General features: G+C 31.1%; 22 protein-coding genes. 15 read left to right on the top strand and 7 right to left on the bottom strand.

Annotated elements, in window-relative coordinates; all coding sequences use genetic code 11:
- Positions 1–111 precede the first annotated feature (111 nt).
- The 11 genes from LX78_RS02470 to LX78_RS02420 all read left to right on the top strand — a co-directional run bounded on the left by LX78_RS02470 (position 112) and on the right by LX78_RS02420 (position 8,232).
- Positions 112–1,887, top strand: coding sequence for a tetratricopeptide repeat protein (locus LX78_RS02470; RefSeq protein ID WP_109681051.1), 1,776 nt, complete (start codon positions 112–114; stop codon positions 1,885–1,887).
- A 4-nt stretch (positions 1,888–1,891) separates the two neighbouring features.
- On the top strand, positions 1,892–2,407 hold the full coding sequence (locus LX78_RS02465; RefSeq protein WP_109681050.1) for a GNAT family N-acetyltransferase: 516 nt from the start codon (positions 1,892–1,894) through the stop codon (positions 2,405–2,407).
- Between the two features lie 80 nt (positions 2,408–2,487).
- The gene (locus LX78_RS02460; protein WP_109681049.1) at positions 2,488–2,811 is read left to right on the top strand and encodes a DUF4286 family protein; all 324 of its coding nucleotides are present in this window, start codon (positions 2,488–2,490) and stop codon (positions 2,809–2,811) included.
- Between the two features lie 68 nt (positions 2,812–2,879).
- Complete coding sequence (rsmA, locus tag LX78_RS02455; RefSeq protein WP_109681048.1) at positions 2,880–3,680, top strand: 16S rRNA (adenine(1518)-N(6)/adenine(1519)-N(6))-dimethyltransferase RsmA; 801 nt, start codon at positions 2,880–2,882, stop codon at positions 3,678–3,680.
- Positions 3,681–3,685: 5 nt separating this feature from the next.
- Positions 3,686–5,059, top strand: a complete 1,374-nt coding sequence (gene mgtE / locus LX78_RS02450; protein WP_109681047.1) for a magnesium transporter — start codon at positions 3,686–3,688, stop codon at positions 5,057–5,059.
- Positions 5,060–5,171: 112 nt separating this feature from the next.
- Positions 5,172–5,537 (top strand): cupin domain-containing protein, encoded by a 366-nt coding sequence (locus LX78_RS02445; protein WP_109681046.1) that lies wholly within the window; start codon positions 5,172–5,174, stop codon positions 5,535–5,537.
- 90 nt (positions 5,538–5,627) lie between these two features.
- Positions 5,628–6,572 carry a 2-hydroxyacid dehydrogenase gene (locus LX78_RS02440; RefSeq protein ID WP_109681045.1) on the top strand — a complete coding sequence of 315 codons (945 nt, stop codon included), beginning with the start codon at positions 5,628–5,630 and terminating at the stop codon, positions 6,570–6,572.
- A gap of 27 nt (positions 6,573–6,599) precedes the next feature.
- Positions 6,600–7,055 (top strand): DUF1801 domain-containing protein, encoded by a 456-nt coding sequence (locus LX78_RS02435; RefSeq protein WP_109681044.1) that lies wholly within the window; start codon positions 6,600–6,602, stop codon positions 7,053–7,055.
- Between the two features lie 85 nt (positions 7,056–7,140).
- On the top strand, positions 7,141–7,527 hold the full coding sequence (locus LX78_RS02430; protein WP_109681043.1) for a VOC family protein: 387 nt from the start codon (positions 7,141–7,143) through the stop codon (positions 7,525–7,527).
- 12 nt (positions 7,528–7,539) lie between these two features.
- The gene (locus LX78_RS02425) at positions 7,540–7,800 is read left to right on the top strand and encodes a zinc ribbon domain-containing protein (RefSeq protein WP_109681042.1); all 261 of its coding nucleotides are present in this window, start codon (positions 7,540–7,542) and stop codon (positions 7,798–7,800) included.
- Between the two features lie 60 nt (positions 7,801–7,860).
- A complete protein-coding gene (locus LX78_RS02420; protein WP_109681041.1) occupies positions 7,861–8,232 on the top strand; it encodes a DUF4870 domain-containing protein in 372 nt (123 codons plus the stop codon).
- Between the two features lie 8 nt (positions 8,233–8,240).
- On the opposite strand, the gene LX78_RS02415 is transcribed toward LX78_RS02420, so the two are convergent.
- The 3 genes from LX78_RS02415 to LX78_RS02405 are packed head-to-tail and all read right to left on the bottom strand — an operon-like array spanning position 8,241 to position 11,824.
- Entirely contained in the window at positions 8,241–10,073 is a 1,833-nt protein-coding gene (locus LX78_RS02415) for a GNAT family N-acyltransferase (RefSeq protein WP_109681040.1), read from the bottom strand.
- Between the two features lie 21 nt (positions 10,074–10,094).
- Positions 10,095–11,345, bottom strand: a complete 1,251-nt coding sequence (locus tag LX78_RS02410; RefSeq protein ID WP_109681039.1) for an aspartate kinase — start codon at positions 11,343–11,345, stop codon at positions 10,095–10,097.
- Positions 11,345–11,824 (bottom strand): GNAT family N-acetyltransferase, encoded by a 480-nt coding sequence (locus tag LX78_RS02405; RefSeq protein WP_109681038.1) that lies wholly within the window; start codon positions 11,822–11,824, stop codon positions 11,345–11,347. The genes LX78_RS02410 and LX78_RS02405 overlap by 1 nt, the downstream gene beginning before the upstream one ends.
- 123 nt (positions 11,825–11,947) lie before the next feature.
- Here LX78_RS02405 and fbp point away from each other — a divergent pair, with 123 nt between their 5' ends.
- Positions 11,948–12,955 (top strand): class 1 fructose-bisphosphatase, encoded by a 1,008-nt coding sequence (gene fbp / locus LX78_RS02400; RefSeq protein ID WP_109681037.1) that lies wholly within the window; start codon positions 11,948–11,950, stop codon positions 12,953–12,955.
- Positions 12,956–13,022: 67 nt separating this feature from the next.
- Here fbp and LX78_RS02395 read toward each other — a convergent pair whose 3' ends face one another.
- Positions 13,023–13,454: a tellurite resistance TerB family protein gene (locus LX78_RS02395; RefSeq protein WP_109681036.1), complete on the bottom strand. Its 432-nt coding sequence runs from the start codon at positions 13,452–13,454 to the stop codon at positions 13,023–13,025.
- Positions 13,455–13,635: 181 nt separating this feature from the next.
- Between LX78_RS02395 and mfd the strand changes: the two genes are divergently transcribed.
- The gene (gene mfd, locus LX78_RS02390) at positions 13,636–16,974 is read left to right on the top strand and encodes a transcription-repair coupling factor (protein WP_109681035.1); all 3,339 of its coding nucleotides are present in this window, start codon (positions 13,636–13,638) and stop codon (positions 16,972–16,974) included.
- A 52-nt stretch (positions 16,975–17,026) separates the two neighbouring features.
- On the opposite strand, the gene LX78_RS02385 is transcribed toward mfd, so the two are convergent.
- Positions 17,027–17,392: a YraN family protein gene (locus LX78_RS02385; RefSeq protein WP_109681034.1), complete on the bottom strand. Its 366-nt coding sequence runs from the start codon at positions 17,390–17,392 to the stop codon at positions 17,027–17,029.
- Between the two features lie 148 nt (positions 17,393–17,540).
- Here LX78_RS02385 and LX78_RS02380 point away from each other — a divergent pair, with 148 nt between their 5' ends.
- On the top strand, positions 17,541–17,837 hold the full coding sequence (locus LX78_RS02380; RefSeq protein WP_109681033.1) for a TFIIB-type zinc ribbon-containing protein: 297 nt from the start codon (positions 17,541–17,543) through the stop codon (positions 17,835–17,837).
- On the top strand, positions 17,834–18,187 hold the full coding sequence (locus LX78_RS02375; protein WP_109681032.1) for a hypothetical protein: 354 nt from the start codon (positions 17,834–17,836) through the stop codon (positions 18,185–18,187). The genes LX78_RS02380 and LX78_RS02375 overlap by 4 nt, the downstream gene beginning before the upstream one ends.
- A 116-nt stretch (positions 18,188–18,303) precedes the next feature.
- Here LX78_RS02375 and LX78_RS02370 read toward each other — a convergent pair whose 3' ends face one another.
- Positions 18,304–18,879 (bottom strand): hypothetical protein, encoded by a 576-nt coding sequence (locus LX78_RS02370; protein ID WP_109681031.1) that lies wholly within the window; start codon positions 18,877–18,879, stop codon positions 18,304–18,306.
- A 208-nt stretch (positions 18,880–19,087) separates the two neighbouring features.
- The gene (locus LX78_RS02365) at positions 19,088–20,104 is read right to left on the bottom strand and encodes a S66 peptidase family protein (RefSeq protein ID WP_109681030.1); all 1,017 of its coding nucleotides are present in this window, start codon (positions 20,102–20,104) and stop codon (positions 19,088–19,090) included.
- Positions 20,105–20,176 lie beyond the last annotated feature (72 nt).

Here is a 20,176-nt window from a genome sequence, read left to right as displayed (position 1 = left end):
TAGCACATTTATTTTGGTTGGTAAATGCCTGAATAACTTCAGGCATTTTTTTTATAATAACATTTACATTTTCTACAAATCACATTTGTTATATTTACAGAAAGTAATGCTATGAGATTTTTATTTTTAATATGTTTTTTGTTTAGTTTCAATGTCTTTTCTCAAGAAGACCTTGTAGCTTCAGAATATTTTAAAAATGGAGACTTCGAAAAAGCGCTACTTTCTTACCAAACACTACATAAAAAAACGCCTAACAACAACACATATCTTTTACAGTTAGTAAAATCTCATCAACAATTAGAACAACTAGATGAAGCTGAAACACTTCTTCTAAACCAAATGTCTAGAATTAATTATCCACCTCTATTAATAGAGCTAGGATATAATTATCAATTAAAAAACGAGTTGGTAAATGCTAATAAATACTACAATGATGCGATAGCTACATTAGACGAAAACCCAAATTATGTCTTTATTATTGGCAAAACTTTTGAAGACAGATCTTTATTAGAACAGGCTATAACAGCTTACGAAAAAGCCATGTTATTAAAACCAGATTTAAACTTTAATATTCAATTAGCAAGAATTTATGGCGAACAAGGTAATGTAGAAAAAATGTTTGATAGCTATTTAAATTTTGTTGAATTAAACAATACCTATTTAAACACTATAAAACGAGCATTCAGCGATTTTATAAGCGAAAATAGTGATAACGAAAACAACCTAATTTTAAAACGAATTCTTCTAAAAAAAATTCAGCAAGAGCCTAACTTACTATGGAACGAAATGCTAAGCTGGCTTTTTGTTCAACAAAAAGATTATAAAAAAGCATTTGCTCAAGAAAAAGCCATTTTCTATAGACAACCTGAAAGCTTAAATAGAATTGAAGAACTTGCTCATATTGCATCAAACGATAGTGAATACGAAACTGCTATTTCAATATTTTCATACATAACAGATATTGCCCAAGACATAGATACTAAACTAACTGCAACCTATTATCTAATAGAGATTAAAACCAAAATAGCTTTAGAATCAGAATACAACGAAATTTCAAAACAGTATCAAGATGTTTTTTATACTTATGGAATGTTTACACAAACATTTTATATTCAAAAATCTTACGCTCATTTTTTAGCTTTCTACAAGCATAATCCTACCGAAGCTATTTCGTTTTTAAAACAAACATTAGAGCTTCCGTTGTCTTCATTTCAAGAGGCAGAAGCCAAACTAGAGCTTGGAGATATTTTAGTTTTACAAGAAAAATTTAATGAAGCATTAATTTACTACTCACAAATACAACGTAATTTAAAAAATAGTACGATTTCGCAAGAAGCACGTTTTAAAGTAGCTAAAACCAGTTACTATAAAGGAGATTTTCAATGGGCAGAATCTCAACTAAAAATACTAAAATCATCTACTTCTCAACTAATAGCAAACGATGCTTTAGAACTTATGCTTTTAATTACGGATAATAAGTTTGAAGACTCAACACAAGCTGGTTTAAAACTTTATGCTAAAGCAGATTTAATGGCTTTTCAAAACAAAACAGATGAAGCTATTTTATTATTAGACCAAATTTTAAAAGAGCACAAAGGCGAAAGCATAGAGGACCAAGCCTTATTTAAACAAGCAAATTTATTTTATAAAAAACAAGAGTATCTTAAAGCACAAGAAAACTACATAAGCATTATTACAAATTTTAGCGACGATATTCTTGCAGATGATGCCTATTTTTATTTAGCAGAACTGTATTTCAAAAAGCTCGATAAACCTGATAAAGCAAAAGAACTCTATGAAAAAATAGTGTTTGAGTATGAAGATAGTATTTACTATGTTGAAGCTAGAAATAATTTTAGATTACTACGTGGAGATTCTATAAATTAATTCAATGAAAATAGCTGAAACATCACGACTAATAATTTCAAAAATCACATTAGAGGATGCTGACTTTTTTTTAGAATTAGTTAATACACCAAACTGGAAAAAATATATTGGGGAGCGTAATATAAAAACCTTAAAACAAGCCGAAGAAGCTATAAAAAATGGCCACCTTAAAAGCTATAAGACCTTCGGTTTTGGATTCTATAAACTTCAGTTTAAAGAAGAAAACAATAAAACCATTGGCACATGTGGACTCATTAAACGAGAGAAGCTTGACCATGCAGATATAGGCTTTGCAATGTTACCAGCTTACGAAGGTAAAGGCTTTGGCTTTGAATCGTCCAAAGCTATTTTAAAATTAGCAAAAGAAGAATTCCATCTCGATAAAATCTTGGCCATAACATTACCTACAAATACAAATTCTATTAAGTTATTAGAAAAATTAGGGTTATCTTTTGAAAAAAGAGTCAAACCCTTTGAAGATGACGAAGAACTTCTGTTATTTGCAAAGGATTTATTATAAAATTCAAATTTTAACAGGCTATTATTTTAAGTGATAATAACTTTAGGCACATTTAAATTCAGACACTTATAACTTAAAAAATGATTATATATAACGTAACTGTAAATATTGACGAAAGCATACATGACGAATGGCTTCTGTGGATTAAAGAACATATTCCACAAGTTTTAGCAACTGGTAAATTTGAAAAAGCAACGCTTACAAAAGTATTGGTAGAAGAAGAACTTGGTGGTCACACCTATTCTGTACAATACAGATCTTATTCAAGAGAAGCACTAGAGGCATATTACAAAGAAGATGCAGAAAAAATGAGAATTGAAGGTTTAAAAAAGTTCGCAGATAAAATGTTAGCCTTTAGAACAGAGCTTCAAATAGTGGATGAGTATTCAGTAACCTTTAAATAATCATTATTCCTTGAAAAGTAGGAATCCATTAATATAATATACCTTTACAATCAAATATTCGTGAATTCGTGGCTCAAAACGCAAACCAACATCAAGTAAAAGCAAAAAAATATTTAGGACAACACTTTCTAAACGATGAATCTATTGCTGAAAAAATTGCAAATTCATTATCTTTTAAAGGCTACAAACATGTGCTCGAAATTGGTCCAGGAATGGGAGTTCTAACAAAGTATCTGTTAAAAAAAGAAACAACAACACATGTTATTGAAATAGATCCAGAATCTGTAGAATATTTAAAAAATAACTATTTAAATTTAGCAGATAGAGTTATTGAACAAGACTTTTTAAAATACAATTTAAACGAGGTTTTCGAAAACGAACCCTTCGCTATTATTGGAAATTTTCCTTATAATATTTCTACTCAAATCGTTTTTAAAACTTTAGAAATGCGTGATCAAATTCCAGAATTTGCAGGTATGTTTCAAAAAGAAGTAGCACAACGTATTTGCTCGAAAGAAGGCAGTAAAGTCTATGGAATATTATCTGTATTAACCCAAGCGTTTTACGATGCTGAATACCTATTTACAGTTCCTCCAAGCGTTTTTAATCCACCTCCAAAAGTAGAATCTGGTGTGTTATTACTTAAAAGAAAAGAAAATTACACACTCTCGTGTAGTGAAGACTTATTATTTAAAGTTGTAAAAACAGCTTTTCAACAAAGAAGAAAAACACTTCGCAACAGTTTAAAAACTTTGAATTTAAGCGATAATTTAAGAGAAGATAGTATCTTTGGAATGCGTCCAGAACAATTAAGTGTTGTCGAGTTTATAAGACTAACTACCTTAATAGAAAACGACTTAAATAACTAAATCCATTGTCTGAAGAAAACGATAACATACAATTTGAACTCACCGATGAACTTATAGAACAAGTAGAATTACTTATTGAAACTAAAAACGATAAGGAACTTCAACTCATTCTAAAAGAGTATCATCATGCAGATATTGCAGAAATTTTAGACGAGTTAGATTTAGAAGAAGCCGTCTATATTATTAAATTGTTGGATTCAGAGACTACGTCTGAAATCTTAATGGAACTCGATGAAGACAATCGAGAAAAGGTTTTAAAAAACTTATCTAACAAAGAGATTGCAGAAGAGATTGAAGAGTTAGACACAGATGATGCTGCAGATATAATTGGCGAGCTACCAGAAGAGCGACAGGCTGAAGTTATTTCACAAATTGAAGACGAAGAACACAAAGCAGAGATTCGGGAGCTTATGGCTTATGATGAGGATTCTGCAGGTGGACTTATGGCAAAAGAACTGGTTAAAGTTTACGAAACATGGACAGTAGCTGGCTGTATGCGCAGAATAAGAGGACAAGCAAAAGATGTTACAAGAGTTCATTCCATTTATGTGGTAGACAAACAAGATAGGTTAATAGGAAGACTCTCTTTAAAAGACTTAATTACTGCAAAAAGCGAACAAAAAATAGCTGAAATATCAAACTCGAATGTAGACTCTGTAAATGTTCATGATGATGCCGAAGATGTAGCAAAAGTAATGCAGAAATACGATTTAGAAGCCATTCCTGTAGTGGATGATAATCAAAAACTTTTAGGTAGAATTACCATTGATGACATTGTAGATGTCATGAAAGAAGAAGCCGAAAAAGATTACCAATTGGCAGCTGGTATCTCCCGAGATGTTGAAGCAGACGATAGTATTTGGAAATTAACAATTGCTCGTTTACCATGGCTATTAATAGGTATGTTTGGAGGTCTGGGAGCAGCAAGCATTATAGAACACTTTAATGGAGAAATGGGAGACTTTATTGTGCTTCTAAGCTTTGTGCCATTAATCCAAGCAACAGCTGGAAACGTAGGTGTTCAATCATCTGCAATTGTAGTTCAAGGTTTGGCAAACGATAGTGTAGATGGTAACATTTTAAAACGTTTATTTAAAGAATTCTTATTAGGTTTAGTAAACGGGGTTGCAATTGCATTAATAGGATTAGCCATTACGCATTTTGCATTTGGAACACCATATATTGTATCTATAACCATTGCTATTGCCTTAGTAGCAGTTATAGTTATGGCTGCACTTATTGGCACATTTATTCCCATATTCTTAGATAAAAGAGGTATTGATCCTGCTGTAGCCACTGGACCATTTATAACAACAAGTAATGATGTGTTTGGGATTTTAACCTACTTTCTAATAGCCAAACTTATTTTAGGTTTTTAATTTTTTTGGCGTTACCATAAAGGTCGGGCTTTCCACTACAATCTTTTTGCTCTTATGTCACAAAAAGGATTTCCATTTCAATCCCTAACGCAAAACTTCGTAAATTTATAATATGAAAGCCATAAATATCGAAGAAAAGTTTACAAAATTTAGCAAAAACTGGCATCCACATCAAATTGCTGTAGTAGATAACATGCAGGTTATATTAGCAAAACTAAAAGGTGAATTTGTTTGGCATAGCCATGACAATGAAGACGAACTATTTCAAGTCATTAAAGGCACGCTTTACATGCAATTTAGAGACAGAACAGAAATAGTAAAACAAGGCGAAATTATTGTAGTTCCAAAAGGTGTTGAACATAATCCAACAACCAAAAATAACGAAGAAGTACATGTACTTCTTTTCGAAAAACTTTCAATAGCTCATACAGGAAAAGTTCAACACGAAAAAACACAAACACATTATCCAAAAATTTAATTTTAGTCATGCTGAGCTTGTTTCAGCATCTCATAATTTGTTTACTTTTACTAAAAAATTAATAAGATACTTCCTTTGCAATAAATAAATATGAAAATTCTTCACTTAGATACAAATCATCCACTTCTAATAGAGCAACTAAACGATTTAGGTTTTCAAAACGATGAAGATTATACTTCCTCAAAACCTGAAATAGAAGCTAAAATTTTAGATTATGATGGCATGATTATTCGAAGTCGTTTTACCATAGATAAACATTTTCTGGATGTAGCTTTAAACCTAAAATTTATTGGACGAGTTGGTGCTGGATTAGAAAATATTGATTGCGACTATGCCCAAAAAAAAGGAATACATCTTATTTCTGCTCCAGAAGGCAATAGAAATGCTGTTGGAGAACATAGTCTGGCCATGCTCCTATCTTTATTTAATAAGCTTAACAAAGCAGATAAAGAAGTTAAAGAAGGAAAGTGGCAACGCGAAGCTAATAGAGGTGTTGAATTAGATGGAAAAACAATTGGCATCATTGGTTATGGAAACATGGGAAAAGCCTTTGCTAAAAAACTTTTAGGTTTCGATGTAAACGTTTTTTGTTACGATATTAAGGAGAACGTAGGCGATAAAAATGCCAAACAAGTCTCCTTAAAAGAATTTCAAGAAAAAGTAGATGTGGTTAGTCTGCATACACCACAAACATCTCTAACTTTAAATATGATTAACAACAATTTTATTAATCAATTCAAAAAACCATTTTGGTTTATAAATACTGCTCGTGGAAAAAGTGTTGTCACAGACGATTTGGTTTCGGCTTTAAAAACAGGAAAAATTTTAGGAGCTGGATTAGATGTTTTAGAATACGAAAAAACCTCATTTGAGAATTTATTTAACAGAAATGATGAAGAAATGCCACTGGCATTTCAATATTTAATAAAAGCCGAGAATGTTATTTTAACACCTCATGTAGCTGGATGGACTATTGAAAGCAAAGAAAAATTAGCACAAACTATAGTCAATAAAATTAAAGAGAAATTTTGTTAACTTTATAACATAAAGAAATACAAAAGCATGCAATATAAAGCAGACACTCCAGAAGACTATATTAATCAAGTTCCTGAAGAACGAAAAGAGGTCTTAAAAAAACTTCGAGAAACTATAAATAAAAATCTTCCAAAAGGATTTGAAGAAGGCATCCAATATGGAATGATAGGTTATTATGTACCACATTCTGTTTATCCGGATGGTTACCATTGCGACCCAAAAATACCTTTGCCATTTATGAGTTTTGCCTCACAGAAAAATTCTATAAACTTTTACCATTCTGGAATTTATGCAAACCCTGAGATTCATGATTGGTTTATTAAAGAATTTCCAAAGCATAGTAAACGTAAATTAGACATGGGTAAAAGTTGTGTTCGTTTTAAAAAAATTGAAGATATCCCTTATGAGCTTATAGCCGAATTAGTAAGAAAAATGACTATTGATGATTGGATAGGTATTTATGAAAAAACATTAAAAAAATAATATATTATCCTGCAAGGTTTTAAAAACCTTGTAGTATTATAATAATAGTTTAACTAAAAGATTTCCACTTTCGTGGAAAATAAATATGAAAAAAAGGGTAACTGGAATTGGTGGTTTGTTTTTTAAAAGTAAAGACCCAAAAGCTGCTAAAGATTGGTATAAAAAACATCTAGGATTTAATACCGACGATTATGGATGTACTTTTTGGTGGAAAGATAAAGATGGTAATGATTGCTCCACACAATGGAGTCCGTTTGCAGAAGACACTAAATATTATGAGCCTTCAAAAAAAGACTTTATGTTTAATTATCGTGTAGAAAACCTTCATGAATTACTTGCAACTTTAAAAGAAGAAGGTGTAACAATTGTAGGCCAAATAGAAGAGTACGATTATGGAAAGTTTGGATGGATTTTAGATAACGATGGAAATAAAATAGAGCTTTGGGAACCTGTAGATAAGGCTTTTCAATAAACCATAAACAAGATGAAAACATATAAAATTTGTCAAAGTTGTGCCATGCCCTTAAAAAAAGACCCTAAAGGAGGCTCAACTAATGCCGATGGAACCAAGAACAATATGTATTGTAGCTATTGTTTTGAAGACGGTAAATTTCTTCAACCAGATATTTCTGCACAACAAATGCAAGTTTTTGTTAAAGACAAATTAAAAAGCATGGGGTTTCCAGGATTCTTAGCTGGATTTTTCACAAAAGGCATTCCAAAATTAGAACGTTGGAAAAAATAAGTGCTTGTAACTATCTAATTTTCACTATCTTTAATATATTAATCTTTAAAATTAAAAATCATGTCTGAAGAAGAAAAAAGTTTTGGAGATGAAGCCAAAGAGAAAGCTCAAGAGTTTTCTAAAGATGCTAAAGAAGTTTTAAGTGATGGTAAAAATGTGGCAATTATTGCTCACATTACGTTAATAGGTTGGATTATTGCCTTAATAATGAACAACAATAACAAGAGTGAGTATGCTTCATTTTATATTAGACAAGTTTTAGGCATCATGCTTTTCTTTTTAGTCTTAAGTTTTATTCCTGTAATTGGTTGGTTTGTTAATATTGGTATTCTTATTTTGTGGATTATAAGTTTAGTTGGTTCTTTAAGTGGAGAAATGAAACCAATTCCATTATTAGGAAATCAGTTTCAAGAGTGGTTTAAATTTTTGTAGATATTAATTTAAGAATCTCCATTCTGTTCAGAGAGCTTTTGTTCTAATTCTGCCTGGAATTCTTCCATTACAGGTCTTACTGTGCTTTCTGGTAAGTCGGCGATTTTTATATACATTAAACCATCTACAGCATTATTAAAAAGTGGGTCCACATTAAATGCAACTAATTTAGCATTTTGCTTAATGTACTTTTTTAGTAATACTGGCATACGCAATGCTCCTGGTTCTACCTCATCAATTATCTTATCGAACTTATTTAAATCTGCTTCCGTTTCGTCGAAAACAAAATCTTTATCTGCATCTTTCAGTTTTACTTTAAACTCTTTTTTTGGATGCACATATTGTGCAATATAAGGATCGTAATAATGAGATTTCATAAACTCAATCATTAACGATTTTGAGAAATTTGAAAACTGATTACTAATACTTACACCACCAATTAAAAATTTGTGTTCAGGATAACGCAACGTAGTATGTACAATGCCTTTCCAAAGCAAAAATAATGGCATGGGTTTTTGTTGGTAGTCTTTAATAATGAAAGCCCTTCCCATTTCTATAGATTCGCTCATCATTTTAAATAATTCCGGCTCGAACCTAAATAAATCTTGAAGGTAAAAACCATCGATACCATGTTTTGCAAAGATTTGTGAACCTAATCCCATTCTATAGGCACCAGCAACCAATTCTTGTTCGCTATCCCAAAGAAACATGTGGTGGTAATAAGAGTCAAATGTATCTAGATCTATAGCTTCATTAGTACCTTCCCCAACTTCTCTAAAAGTAATTTCACGTAATCGTCCTATCTCTCTTAATATATTTGGAACGTCTTTAGAAGTTGCTAAAAACACTTCGTAATTCTTACTTTGTAACAATCTAAAGTCCCCTTTTCTTAAGGCCTCTACCTCTTTATTCATTACCTCCTTAGATATTGGAGTAACAATCCGTTTTGGTGGTTTTGGTACTTTTAACGACGTAGAAAAATTGCTCAACAAGTTACCTTTCTCATCGAAAGAATTAGAAAGCATATAGGTTTTCTTTCTTAAAAATTCTGAAAAATCTTCAAGAGATTGATGTTCCTTTTGATCTGCAATAGAAATTGGTTTTCCTATTCTAACTCTTATAGTTCTTCGTTTTTGAGTTAACAATTCCGAAGGTAATTTAGCTGTTCTAAACGTATCACTAATCTTGGATAACTTATAGAATAATTGACTGTTTTTCGCATGAAAATAGATTGGTACAACAGGAACCTCAGCCTTTTTAATTAATTTCATAGCTGCTTCTTCCCAAGGTTTATCTACTAAAAGTTTTCCATCTTTATATGTTGAAACTTCACCTGCAGGAAACACACCAAGTGGATGACCTTCTTGTAAATGTTTTATCGCATTTTTAAAACCAGCAATACTAGATTTAACATCCTTCCTGTCTTCAAAAGGATTTACTGGCATAATGTAAGGTTTTAATGGCTCTATTCTATGTAAAAGAAAATTGGCTATTATTTTAAAATCCTCTCTTTGTTCAAGCATTAATTTTAAAAGTAATATACCATCTATGCCACCAAGTGGATGGTTCGAAACTGTAATGTAAGCGCCTTCTTTAGGCAAACGTTTTAAGTCTTCTTCCGGAATTTCGAACTTAATTTGAAACTCCCCTAAAATCCCATTTAAGAATTCTAATTTCTCAAGGTGTTTGTTTCTATTATAAATCCTATTGAGCGTAGATATTTTAAGGACCTTCATAAGTATCCACCCAATAAAAGTTCCTACAAAACCGTAGGAATCTATTTGTATGGCTTTAGCTACTTCTTTTGCTGTAACTAATCCTTTATCTGGTTGATGGCTCATATACAAATGTAATGAAATTGTTTATTTAGTAACTATTTGCATAGTTTCTTGAGTTAATTGTTTCAGCAACACCTTTTTATCCTTTTCTAGTTGATTTATTGCAGCTTCATTATAATGTCTTATAGTATATAAAGACACATTTTCATTACAAGTTACTTTAAATTTTGCTTTTAAATGCTGTAATAACTTGTCTAAATTTTGGTACATATTATCTACGCAGACAGAAAAACTAATAGCAGAGTTTTGAATAACATCTACTTTCATTTTGTATAGATGCAATAGTTTAAAAATCTCACTAATATTATCTTCTACTATGTATGAAAAATCTAATGAAGATAAAGAGATTAAAACTTGATTTTTCTTTACAATAAAACATGGAATGTTTGGTTCTAAACCAACCTCTTTACATACTATGGTGCCTTTATTTTCAGGTTCTAAAAAAGATTTTACGTATAAAGGAATTTCTTTTCTTTGTAAAGGTTGTAACGTTTTTGGATGAATAACAGAAGCTCCATAAAATGCTAACTCTATAGCTTCACGATAAGAAATTTTATAAAGTAATTGAGCGTTTTCAAAATAACGTGGATCTGCATTTAAAACACCTGGAACATCTTTCCATATAGTAACACTTTCTGCATTTAAACAATAGGCGAAAATGGCAGCAGTATAATCACTTCCTTCTCTTCCTAAAGTTGTTGTAAAATTGTTAGAATCGCTCCCTAAAAATCCTTGTGTAATATTTAAAACATTTTTGTTAAATTGTTTAGAAATTTGGGCTTGAGTAACTTCCCAATTAACATTGGCACTTCTATAATAATTGTCTGTTTTAATATAATCTCTTACATCCAACCAGTTGTTCTTTAAACCAACTTCGTTTAAATATTCACTAATAATTGTGGTTGAAACCATTTCGCCAAAACCTATAACTTGATCATAAACAAAATTGTAATCTGGCGATTTATTAGTCTCTAAAAACAAAGCTAACTCATTAAAGAAATTATTAACTTTTTTAAAAGCTTTATGCTTCTCGTTCTCAAATAAGTCTAATAAAATAGCATTGTGAAACTTTTTTACTTCTTGAAGAGAACTTTGTAATTCGCTCTTTTTATTAAAATAATTAGTAATTACAATCTCTAAAGCATTGGTTGTTTTTCCCATGGCAGAGACTACAACCAACGTGTTTTTATATCCTGTTTTATTTAAAACATTTACTAAGTTTTTTACACCATTGGCATCTTTTACAGATGCGCCACCAAATTTAAATACTTGCATTATAATTTTGATAAATATGCTTTTATACCTTTTTCGTCTAGTTGAACCACGTCCCAATCTCGCATGACATTAGCTCCTTTCTTTTCATAAAACTCAATAGCAGATTCATTCCAATCCAATACTTCCCAGCTAATTCGTTTAACACCTAATTGATGGCCATACTTAACTACTTCATCCAGTAACATCGTTCCAATGTTATTCCCTCTCATACTCTTGCTTACAATTAAATCTTCTAAATGTAATACAGAACCCTTCCATGTAGAATAGCGCATATAAACTAAGGCTATTCCTTCAATTCTATTTTTTGTTTCAGCTACAAAGCAATGGAATTTTGAATTATTCCCAAAACCATCTTGTTCTAAATCTTTTACAGTTATCTCAACAGCGTCTGGCTCTTTTTCGAATATAGCTAATTCTTTAATTAAAATAAGAACAGCAGTCATATCTTCCTTTATGGCTTTACGAATTGAAATATTCATTTAAAAAAATTTGGGTTAAAGATAGTTTAAAGTTGCCTATTTTATATTATTAATCCGTTTCGAAAACGTTGTAGTTTGTTAAAAAATACGATATTTGCAATACTAACAACACAATACAACTTCATGTCAAGAAAAAATCAAACTTTAGGAGAATTTATTATTGAGAATCAAAAGTCTTTTAAATATACTTCTGGAGAATTATCACGACTAATTAATTCTATTCGCTTAGCAGCAAAAGTAGTTAATCACGAAGTTAATAAAGCAGGTTTAGTAGATATTATTGGTGCTGCTGGAGACACAAATATTCAAGGTGAAGATCAACAAAAACTAGATGTTTACGCAAATGATAAATTTATTCAAACACTTAAAAACAGAAACATAGTTTGTGGTATAGCAAGTGAAGAGGAGGATAATTTTATTAGCATTAATAGTAGAGATGAAAACCATCAAAACAAATATATAGTTCTTATAGACCCTTTAGATGGCTCTTCAAACATTGATGTTAATGTTTCGGTTGGGACTATTTTTTCGGTATACAGACGCGTTACTCCTGTTGGAACTCCAGTAACACTGGAAGATTTTCTTCAAAAAGGGAGTCAGCAAGTAGCTGCTGGTTATGTTGTTTATGGAACTTCTACAATGTTGGTTTATACAACTGGCGATGGTGTTAACGGGTTTACTCTAAATCCAGCTATTGGCACTTTCTATTTATCTCATCCAAATATGGAATTTCCAGAAAATGGAAATATTTATTCTGTAAACGAAGGAAACTACATTCATTTTCCTCAAGGAGTAAAAAATTATATTAAATATTGCCAAATGGAAGAAGGAGACAGACCATATACTAGTAGGTATATTGGTTCTTTAGTTTCAGATTTTCATAGAAACATGATTAAAGGTGGTATTTACATGTATCCTAAAAGCTCTAAAGACTCAAACGGTAAATTACGTTTACTTTACGAATGTAATCCTATGGCATTTTTAGCAGAACAGGCAAATGGAAAAGCAAGTGATGGCTTTAATAGAATTATGGATATTGAGCCAACAGAATTACACCAAAGAGTACCTTTTATTTGTGGCAGCAAAAACATGGTTGAAAAAGCTGAAGAGTTTATGCGCAATGCCAAATAAAATTTTCTATATAAACATAAAAAAAGCGAGCTAATAGCTCGCTTTTTTATTTAAGTACAGAATAATATTATCTGTTCATATTTCTTATTTCTTCAATAAAGGTCTCTAAATCAACACCATTACTTACTAAAGTTAAAGCCTTATCAACCACATATTTTACGTTATCTGGAGAAAAACCTAAACCTACTGCTATTTTTCTAAGTACAAATTCTTCGTGATCTCCTTTAATATGGTCTACATAAACCATACGAGATAAATCATATAAACGCTCTAAACGTCTATCGTAAGATGTTGGAGGATTTATTGGATGAGACTTATAATCTTTAAGAATTTCCTTATACTTATCTTCACTTATATCAAGGTTTCTAGCCAAACGGTCTAAAAACGCCTTCTCTTCTTCTGTTATAATTCCATCGTCCATTGCCACTCTAACAATTGCTGCAAAATGGTCTTCGTTGCGTTGTTTAAACCCACTATCGAATAAATCTAAAAATGACATATTTTTTTGTTTTTAAAGTCGTGCAAATATAGTCAAAGATAATACCTTTTAAAATATAAATTTTGCTTTTTTTATCTCTTATAAAAAGGAAGTAATTCAGGAAATAAAATCAATCTATTATTAAATACTAACCTTTATATTTGCAATTCTTAGAATCAACGATTCATTAAAATAAATTGTCTTGAGTAAAACTCTTCTCTCGCAAAAATATGCACAGGCTTTGCAAACGCAAAATCTGCAAACTACTATTGCCAAAAATCAAAGTAAAACACATTTAAAAGGACTTGTAGGCTCATCTCTATCTTTTGTTTTAACTGAAACATTTAAACAAATAGACAAACCGTTCTTACTTATCTTTAACGATAAAGAAGAAGCTGCTTTTTATTTAAACGATTTAGAGTTTTTATTGAATGATAAAGATGTGCTTTTCTATCCTGGAAGCTATAGAAGACCTTACCAAATTGAAGAAACAGATAATGCCAATGTGCTTTTAAGAGCTGAAGTTTTAAACCGAATTAATTCACGTAAAAAACCAGCCATAATTGTTACCTATCCTGATGCTTTATTCGAAAAAGTAGTTACCAGAAAAGAACTGGAACGAAACACACTAAAAATATCTGTTAATGATAATCTATCTATCGATTTTGTAAACGAAGTCTTGTTTGAATACAAATTTAAACGAGTTGATTTTGTTACCGAACCTGGCGAATTTTCAGTGCGAGGAGGTATTGTAGATGTCTTCTCCTTTTCACATGATGAGCCTTATAGAATTGAGTTTTTTGGAGATGAAGTAGATAGTATTAGAACCTTCGATGTGGAAACACAACTTTCTACAGAACAAATTAAAAAAATAAACATCATTCCTAATGTTGCTAACAAATTTTTAGAAGAAAGCAGACAGAGTTTTTTAGACTATATCGCTTCAAAAACAGTAGTTTTTACTAAAAATAGCGATTTAATGTTTTCAAGAATCGACGATTTCTTTGAAAAAGCTGTTGAAGCATTTAAAAATTTATCGTCCGAATTAAAACATGCAGAACCTGAAGAGTTATTCTGTAATTCCTCCTTATTAAAAAAACAATTACTGGATTATACTTTGGTAGAGTTTGGTACACAGTCTGTTTTTAGTAATAACAGTATTATTCAATTTAACACCACACCTCAACCCTCTTTTAATAAACAATTCGATTTATTAATTGAAAACCTAAACACGAATCACGATAAAGGTTTTACAAATTACATAGCTTGTTCAAGCGAACAACAAGCCAAACGTTTTCATGATATTTTTGAAGATGTTGAACAGGACGTGCATTATAAAACTATTGTATTATCACTTTTTCAAGGATTTATAGACAATGACATTAAGATTGCTTGTTATACAGACCATCAAATTTTTGAGCGTTACCATAAGTTTCATTTAAAAAATGGGTATGCAAAAAAACAAGCTATTACTTTAAAGGAACTTACAAATCTTGAAATTGGCGATTATGTAACACATATAGATCATGGAATTGGTCGATTTGGTGGTTTACAGAAAATAGATGTTGAAGGCAAAAAACAGGAAGCTATAAAACTGGTTTATGGCGAACGAGATGTGCTTTATTTAAGCATCCATTCACTCCATAAAATCACTAAGTTTAATGGTAAAGATGGCAAGCCTCCAAAAATATACAAATTAGGATCTGCTGCTTGGAAAAACCTAAAACAAAAAACTAAATCCAGAGTTAAAGAAATTGCCTTTAACTTGATTCAAGTGTATGCAAAACGCAAGTTAGATAAAGGTTATCAATATCATCCAGATAGTTATATGCAACTGGAATTAGAATCTTCTTTTATTTACGAAGACACACCTGACCAAACCACAGCAACTGCAGACATAAAAGCAGATATGGAAAGCCAAAGACCAATGGACAGATTGGTTTGTGGTGATGTTGGTTTTGGTAAAACCGAAGTGGCTATTCGTGCAGCTTTTAAAGCTGTAGATAATGGCAAACAAGTAGCTGTTTTAGTGCCAACAACTATATTAGCCTACCAACATTCTAGAACTTTTAAAGAGCGTTTAAAAGAGTTTCCTGTTACTGTAGAATATTTAAATCGCTTTAGAACTGCCAAAGAAAAAAGAGAAACTCTAGAGGGTTTAGAGGCTGGAAATGTGGATATTATTATTGGAACACATCAGTTAGTAAATAAAAATGTCAAGTTTAAAGATTTAGGTTTATTGATTGTTGACGAAGAGCAAAAGTTTGGTGTTGCAGTTAAAGAAAAACTAAAAACGCTTAAAGAAAATGTAGATGTGTTAACCCTTACTGCTACTCCAATTCCTAGAACGCTTCAGTTTAGTTTAATGGCAGCTCGTGATTTATCAGTAATAACAACGCCTCCACCAAACCGATATCCTATAGAAAGTCATGTAATTCGTTTTAACGAAGAAGCTATAAGAGATGCAATTACTTATGAAATTCAACGTGGTGGACAAATTTTCTTTATTCATAATCGCATTGAAAATATTAAAGAAGTTGCTGGAATGATTCAACGTTTGGTTCCAGATGCCAAGATTGGTATTGGTCATGGACAACTAGATGGTAAAAAACTTGAAAATTTAATGTTAGCATTTATTAATGGTGAATTTGATGTTTTAGTAAGCACAACCATTGTTGAAAGTGGGCTCGATGTTCCAAATGCAAACACCATCTTTATTAATAATGCCAATAATTTTGGACTAAGCGATTTACACCAAATGCGTGGACGTGTTGGACGAAGCAATAAAAAAGCTTTCTGTTATTTTATAACACCAGAATATTCTGCCATGACAGAAGATGCCAGGAAACGAATTACAGCTTTAGAACAGTTTTCTGAACTTGGTAGCGGTTTTAATATTGCTATGAAGGATTTGGAAATTCGTGGTGCTGGAGATTTATTGGGTGGCGAACAAAGTGGTTTTATAAACGATATTGGCTTTGATACTTATCAGAAAATATTAAACGAAGCTATTGAAGAACTTAAAGAAAATGAGTTTAAAGATTTATATGAAGACGATGGCAAAGAAAAAGAATATGTAAAGGACATCACTATCGATTCGGATTTCGAATTGCTTTTCCCAGACGATTATGTGAATAATATTTCCGAGCGTCTAAATCTTTATACCCAACTTAATAATATTAAAACAGAAGAAGAGCTACAAAAATTTGAATCTGAAATAGTGGATCGCTTTGGTGAGTTGCCAATTCAAGTAACCGACTTATTAAATAGTGTACGTATAAAATGGATTGCTACTAAAATGGGGCTTGAGAAAGTAATTATGAAACAAGGCAAGTTGATTGGATATTTTATAACAGATCAAAAAAGTGGCTTTTATCAAAGTAATGGCTTTACAAAGGTTTTACAATATGTACAATCTCATTCAGGAGCCTGTAGAATGAAAGAAAAACAAACCAGAAATGGCTTACGTTTATTATTAAGCTTCGAAAATATTAAATCCGTAAAACAGGCTTTAGCAGTTTTAAGGCCAATTGTAAACTAACAAATGAGATTCCCTCTTTTGTATTTGGATGAGATTCCCTTTTTCACAGGAATTAAAAGTGATAAAACGCATTTTCATAATGTATGAGTTCTTCTGTAGATTTGTTTTTTATAATTGCTATAATATCAAAACGTGTTTCAAATGAAATATCTTTTTCAATTAAATAAGCATCCATAGCTTTTACTAGAAGCTTGATTTTCCCTTTGCTTACAAAACTTTGTGGATCGCCAAACATATCAGAATTTCTAGTTTTTACCTCAACACAAACAATGCAATTCCCTTCTTTAGATTTAGCAATAATGTCTACTTCAGCTCGATCATAAAAATAATTTCGCTCTAAAATATCATAGCCTTTTTTTACAAGGTATTCAGTAGCAAATTGTTCTCCCCATTCTCCAAGTTCGTTGTGTTGTGCCATAATTCCTGCGCAAGCAGGAATCTCTTCCTGCAAATTTATAAATTAAAGATAACCAACTCTTAGCCATTTAACAATGTTTAAGGTTAATTCAATCAAAAAATTCATTCAATAAGTGGTACTTTTGTAAATTAATTAAAGAACCAGTAACATGGCTACCATTAAATGTCCTAATTGTGGTGTTTATAATACGAATAGAGATTATTGCGAAGAATGTAAAACCGTACTTTCCTATAAAATAAGACGTGAATTAGCTTTTAAAAAACAAGAAGAGGAACGCTTAAAACAAGCTAAATCTATAGAAAAGGAACCTTCTTTTTTTGAAAAATATGTTAATCATCGGTATTTTTTAGTCCGAATTAGCGCCAAAATCATTCGTTCTATTTGGCTTGTATTTATGGCTATTGGAATGTTTATTGCTTGGTTAATTTCAGCTATTGTCGCATGAAAATTTTAAAAAATCCTATCTTTTTAGTTTTCTGTTTAATTGCTTTGTTTATATATTTTGCAAGCAGATTGGCATTGCCACTTCCGTCATGGATTTATTCTTATGTAAATGATTTTCTTTGTATGCCTATTGTATTAAGTCTAAGTCTGGCAATCCTTCGATTTATAAAAAAAACAGATGCTATTTACGCTCCTTTAAGCATCATTTTAATTATGACAACTTATTACGCTATTTATTTTGAGTGGCTTATGCCAAAACTCAACACGCGATATACTGGAGACCCTATAGATGTATTTCTCTATTTTTTAGGAGCTATATTATTTTATATATTTCAGAAGCGATTGTTATAATTATCATAACTTTTACTCCTTTAAAACATTTCATTTAAAACTATTTATATAAAAAAAGCTGAACAAGAATATCTTGCTCAGCTATAATTGATAACTGTAAACCAATCTCTGGTTAATTAACCTTGAGAAGTATTACAACTAGATAAATTAAATTCTGAATACATTGCCCAGCTATTACCAGAAAACCCTGAACCTTCAGCCCAAGCTGTTTCTCCACCAGTAGGCCCTTCAACTTCTGCATGAGCAGCAAAGCAGTAATTATCTCCAATATCTGTTATTGGAATGATATATACCACTTGATGTGGTGATTCATAATAAGGTTCTGTAAATTCAAAATGTCCAATTTGTGGATTACCAGAACCTGTTGTTGGCACCCAACCTTCTTCACATACTCCAATGCTTAAATGAGTTGTGCCTAGAGTCCAATCTTCATTTGTGGTATAAGTTACTATTAAGTTATTACCAACAACATCTATAGTTACAGCTCCAGCAGTATGATGCTGACCAGCTATAAGACTTGTATAAACACAATGTCCTCCTGTATTTGTATTAGGATTTAAATCAGGTAATTCTAATTCTTGACTTTTAATTTTCTTTTTTTGATTGTATTGTTGGTCATCTAATTGTTCACTTGAACAACCTATAAGAACCGATAAGAACAATACAGCCATAACACTAGTAAGTTTTTTCATAATTTGTAGATTTTGGGTTATTTAATTATAAGGTAATAAGGATTGTCGATTATAAAACAATTTATTCGTTGAGTTGCATTAAAAATATTATTTTTGAAAGCTTTTTCTTACTTTTATCGATGAACTACACTCTTAAATTAGAAGAATATTGAATTGATCAATTAATAAATCCTATACATTCATTTTAGATTTTATAGAAAGTCCTTTTTTATTTTTCAAAAACTACAACCGTTTTATCCTTCTCAACAGTCATATCAATTGTTCTTCCAAATATCATTGCGCGATTATCTTTTTCATGTCCAGCTGGCATATTAAATGCAATTGGGAAATTATAGTCTGCAAGCGCATCTAAAATAAGTTGTTCTATTGATGTTCCCCAAAGAGTTGTGTTTTTACGCATTTTACTCATGTCTCCAACCAAAACACCTGCACAATTATCAAAATAACCTGCTCGTTTTAAACTTTGTAACATTCTGTCAATATGATACTTATATTCACCTATTTCTTCAATAAACAATATTTTACCACTGGTATCAATACTCGTTTTAGAACCCAACATGGTATGTAACATGGTTAAATTTCCACCAACCAAAGGTGCTTTAATTGTTCCAACTCGATTATAATCTGTTCCTTTTAGTGTGTAGCTTAAAGGCTCCCCAAAAATAGCATCTTTAAATGTTGAAATGGATTCTGAAATATTGTCAAGATTATCTGTTAAACTAGTACACATTAAAGCATGTATGGTTTCAAAACCTTCGTTATGAAATTGATTGTGCAAAGCTGTAATATCGCTATATCCTATCAACCATTTAGGGTTTTCTCTAAACATAGAAAAGTTTAATTTATCTAAAATTCTAACAGTCCCATAACCTCCACGAGCACACCAAATAGCACTTATAGATGGATCGTCCATAGCTTTTTGGAAATCTTCATAACGTTCATCATCTGTTCCAGCAAAATGATTGTCTTGACTAAACACATGTTTTCCAACAACCACGTTCAATCCCCAACTTTTAAGTAAATTTTCAGCTTGTTGTACTTCGCCAGTTTTATTTTTTAATATTCCTGAAGGTGCTACAATGGCAACTGTGTCGCCAGCTTTTAAATATGGAGGCTGTATCAAAACTTGTGTTTTATATGTTAGTGTTTCTTGTGCAGATAGATTATTTTCTTCGAAGAAAAATATCAGACTGAATAAGCTTAAAAGTAAGGTCTTTTTTGTCATATTGTAAAAGTACATTTTTTTTCTAATTCGCTCTTAAAATGTGTACTTTTGTGGATTCAAAAAAAGTTCTAA

Origin of the sequence: Xanthomarina spongicola, from assembly GCF_003148645.1 — a bacterium.
GTDB classification, from domain to species: Bacteria; Bacteroidota; Bacteroidia; order Flavobacteriales; family Flavobacteriaceae; genus Xanthomarina; species Xanthomarina spongicola.
The sequence above is the reverse complement of the archived record's forward strand: the minus strand, read 5'-3'. Positions and strand labels throughout refer to the sequence as shown.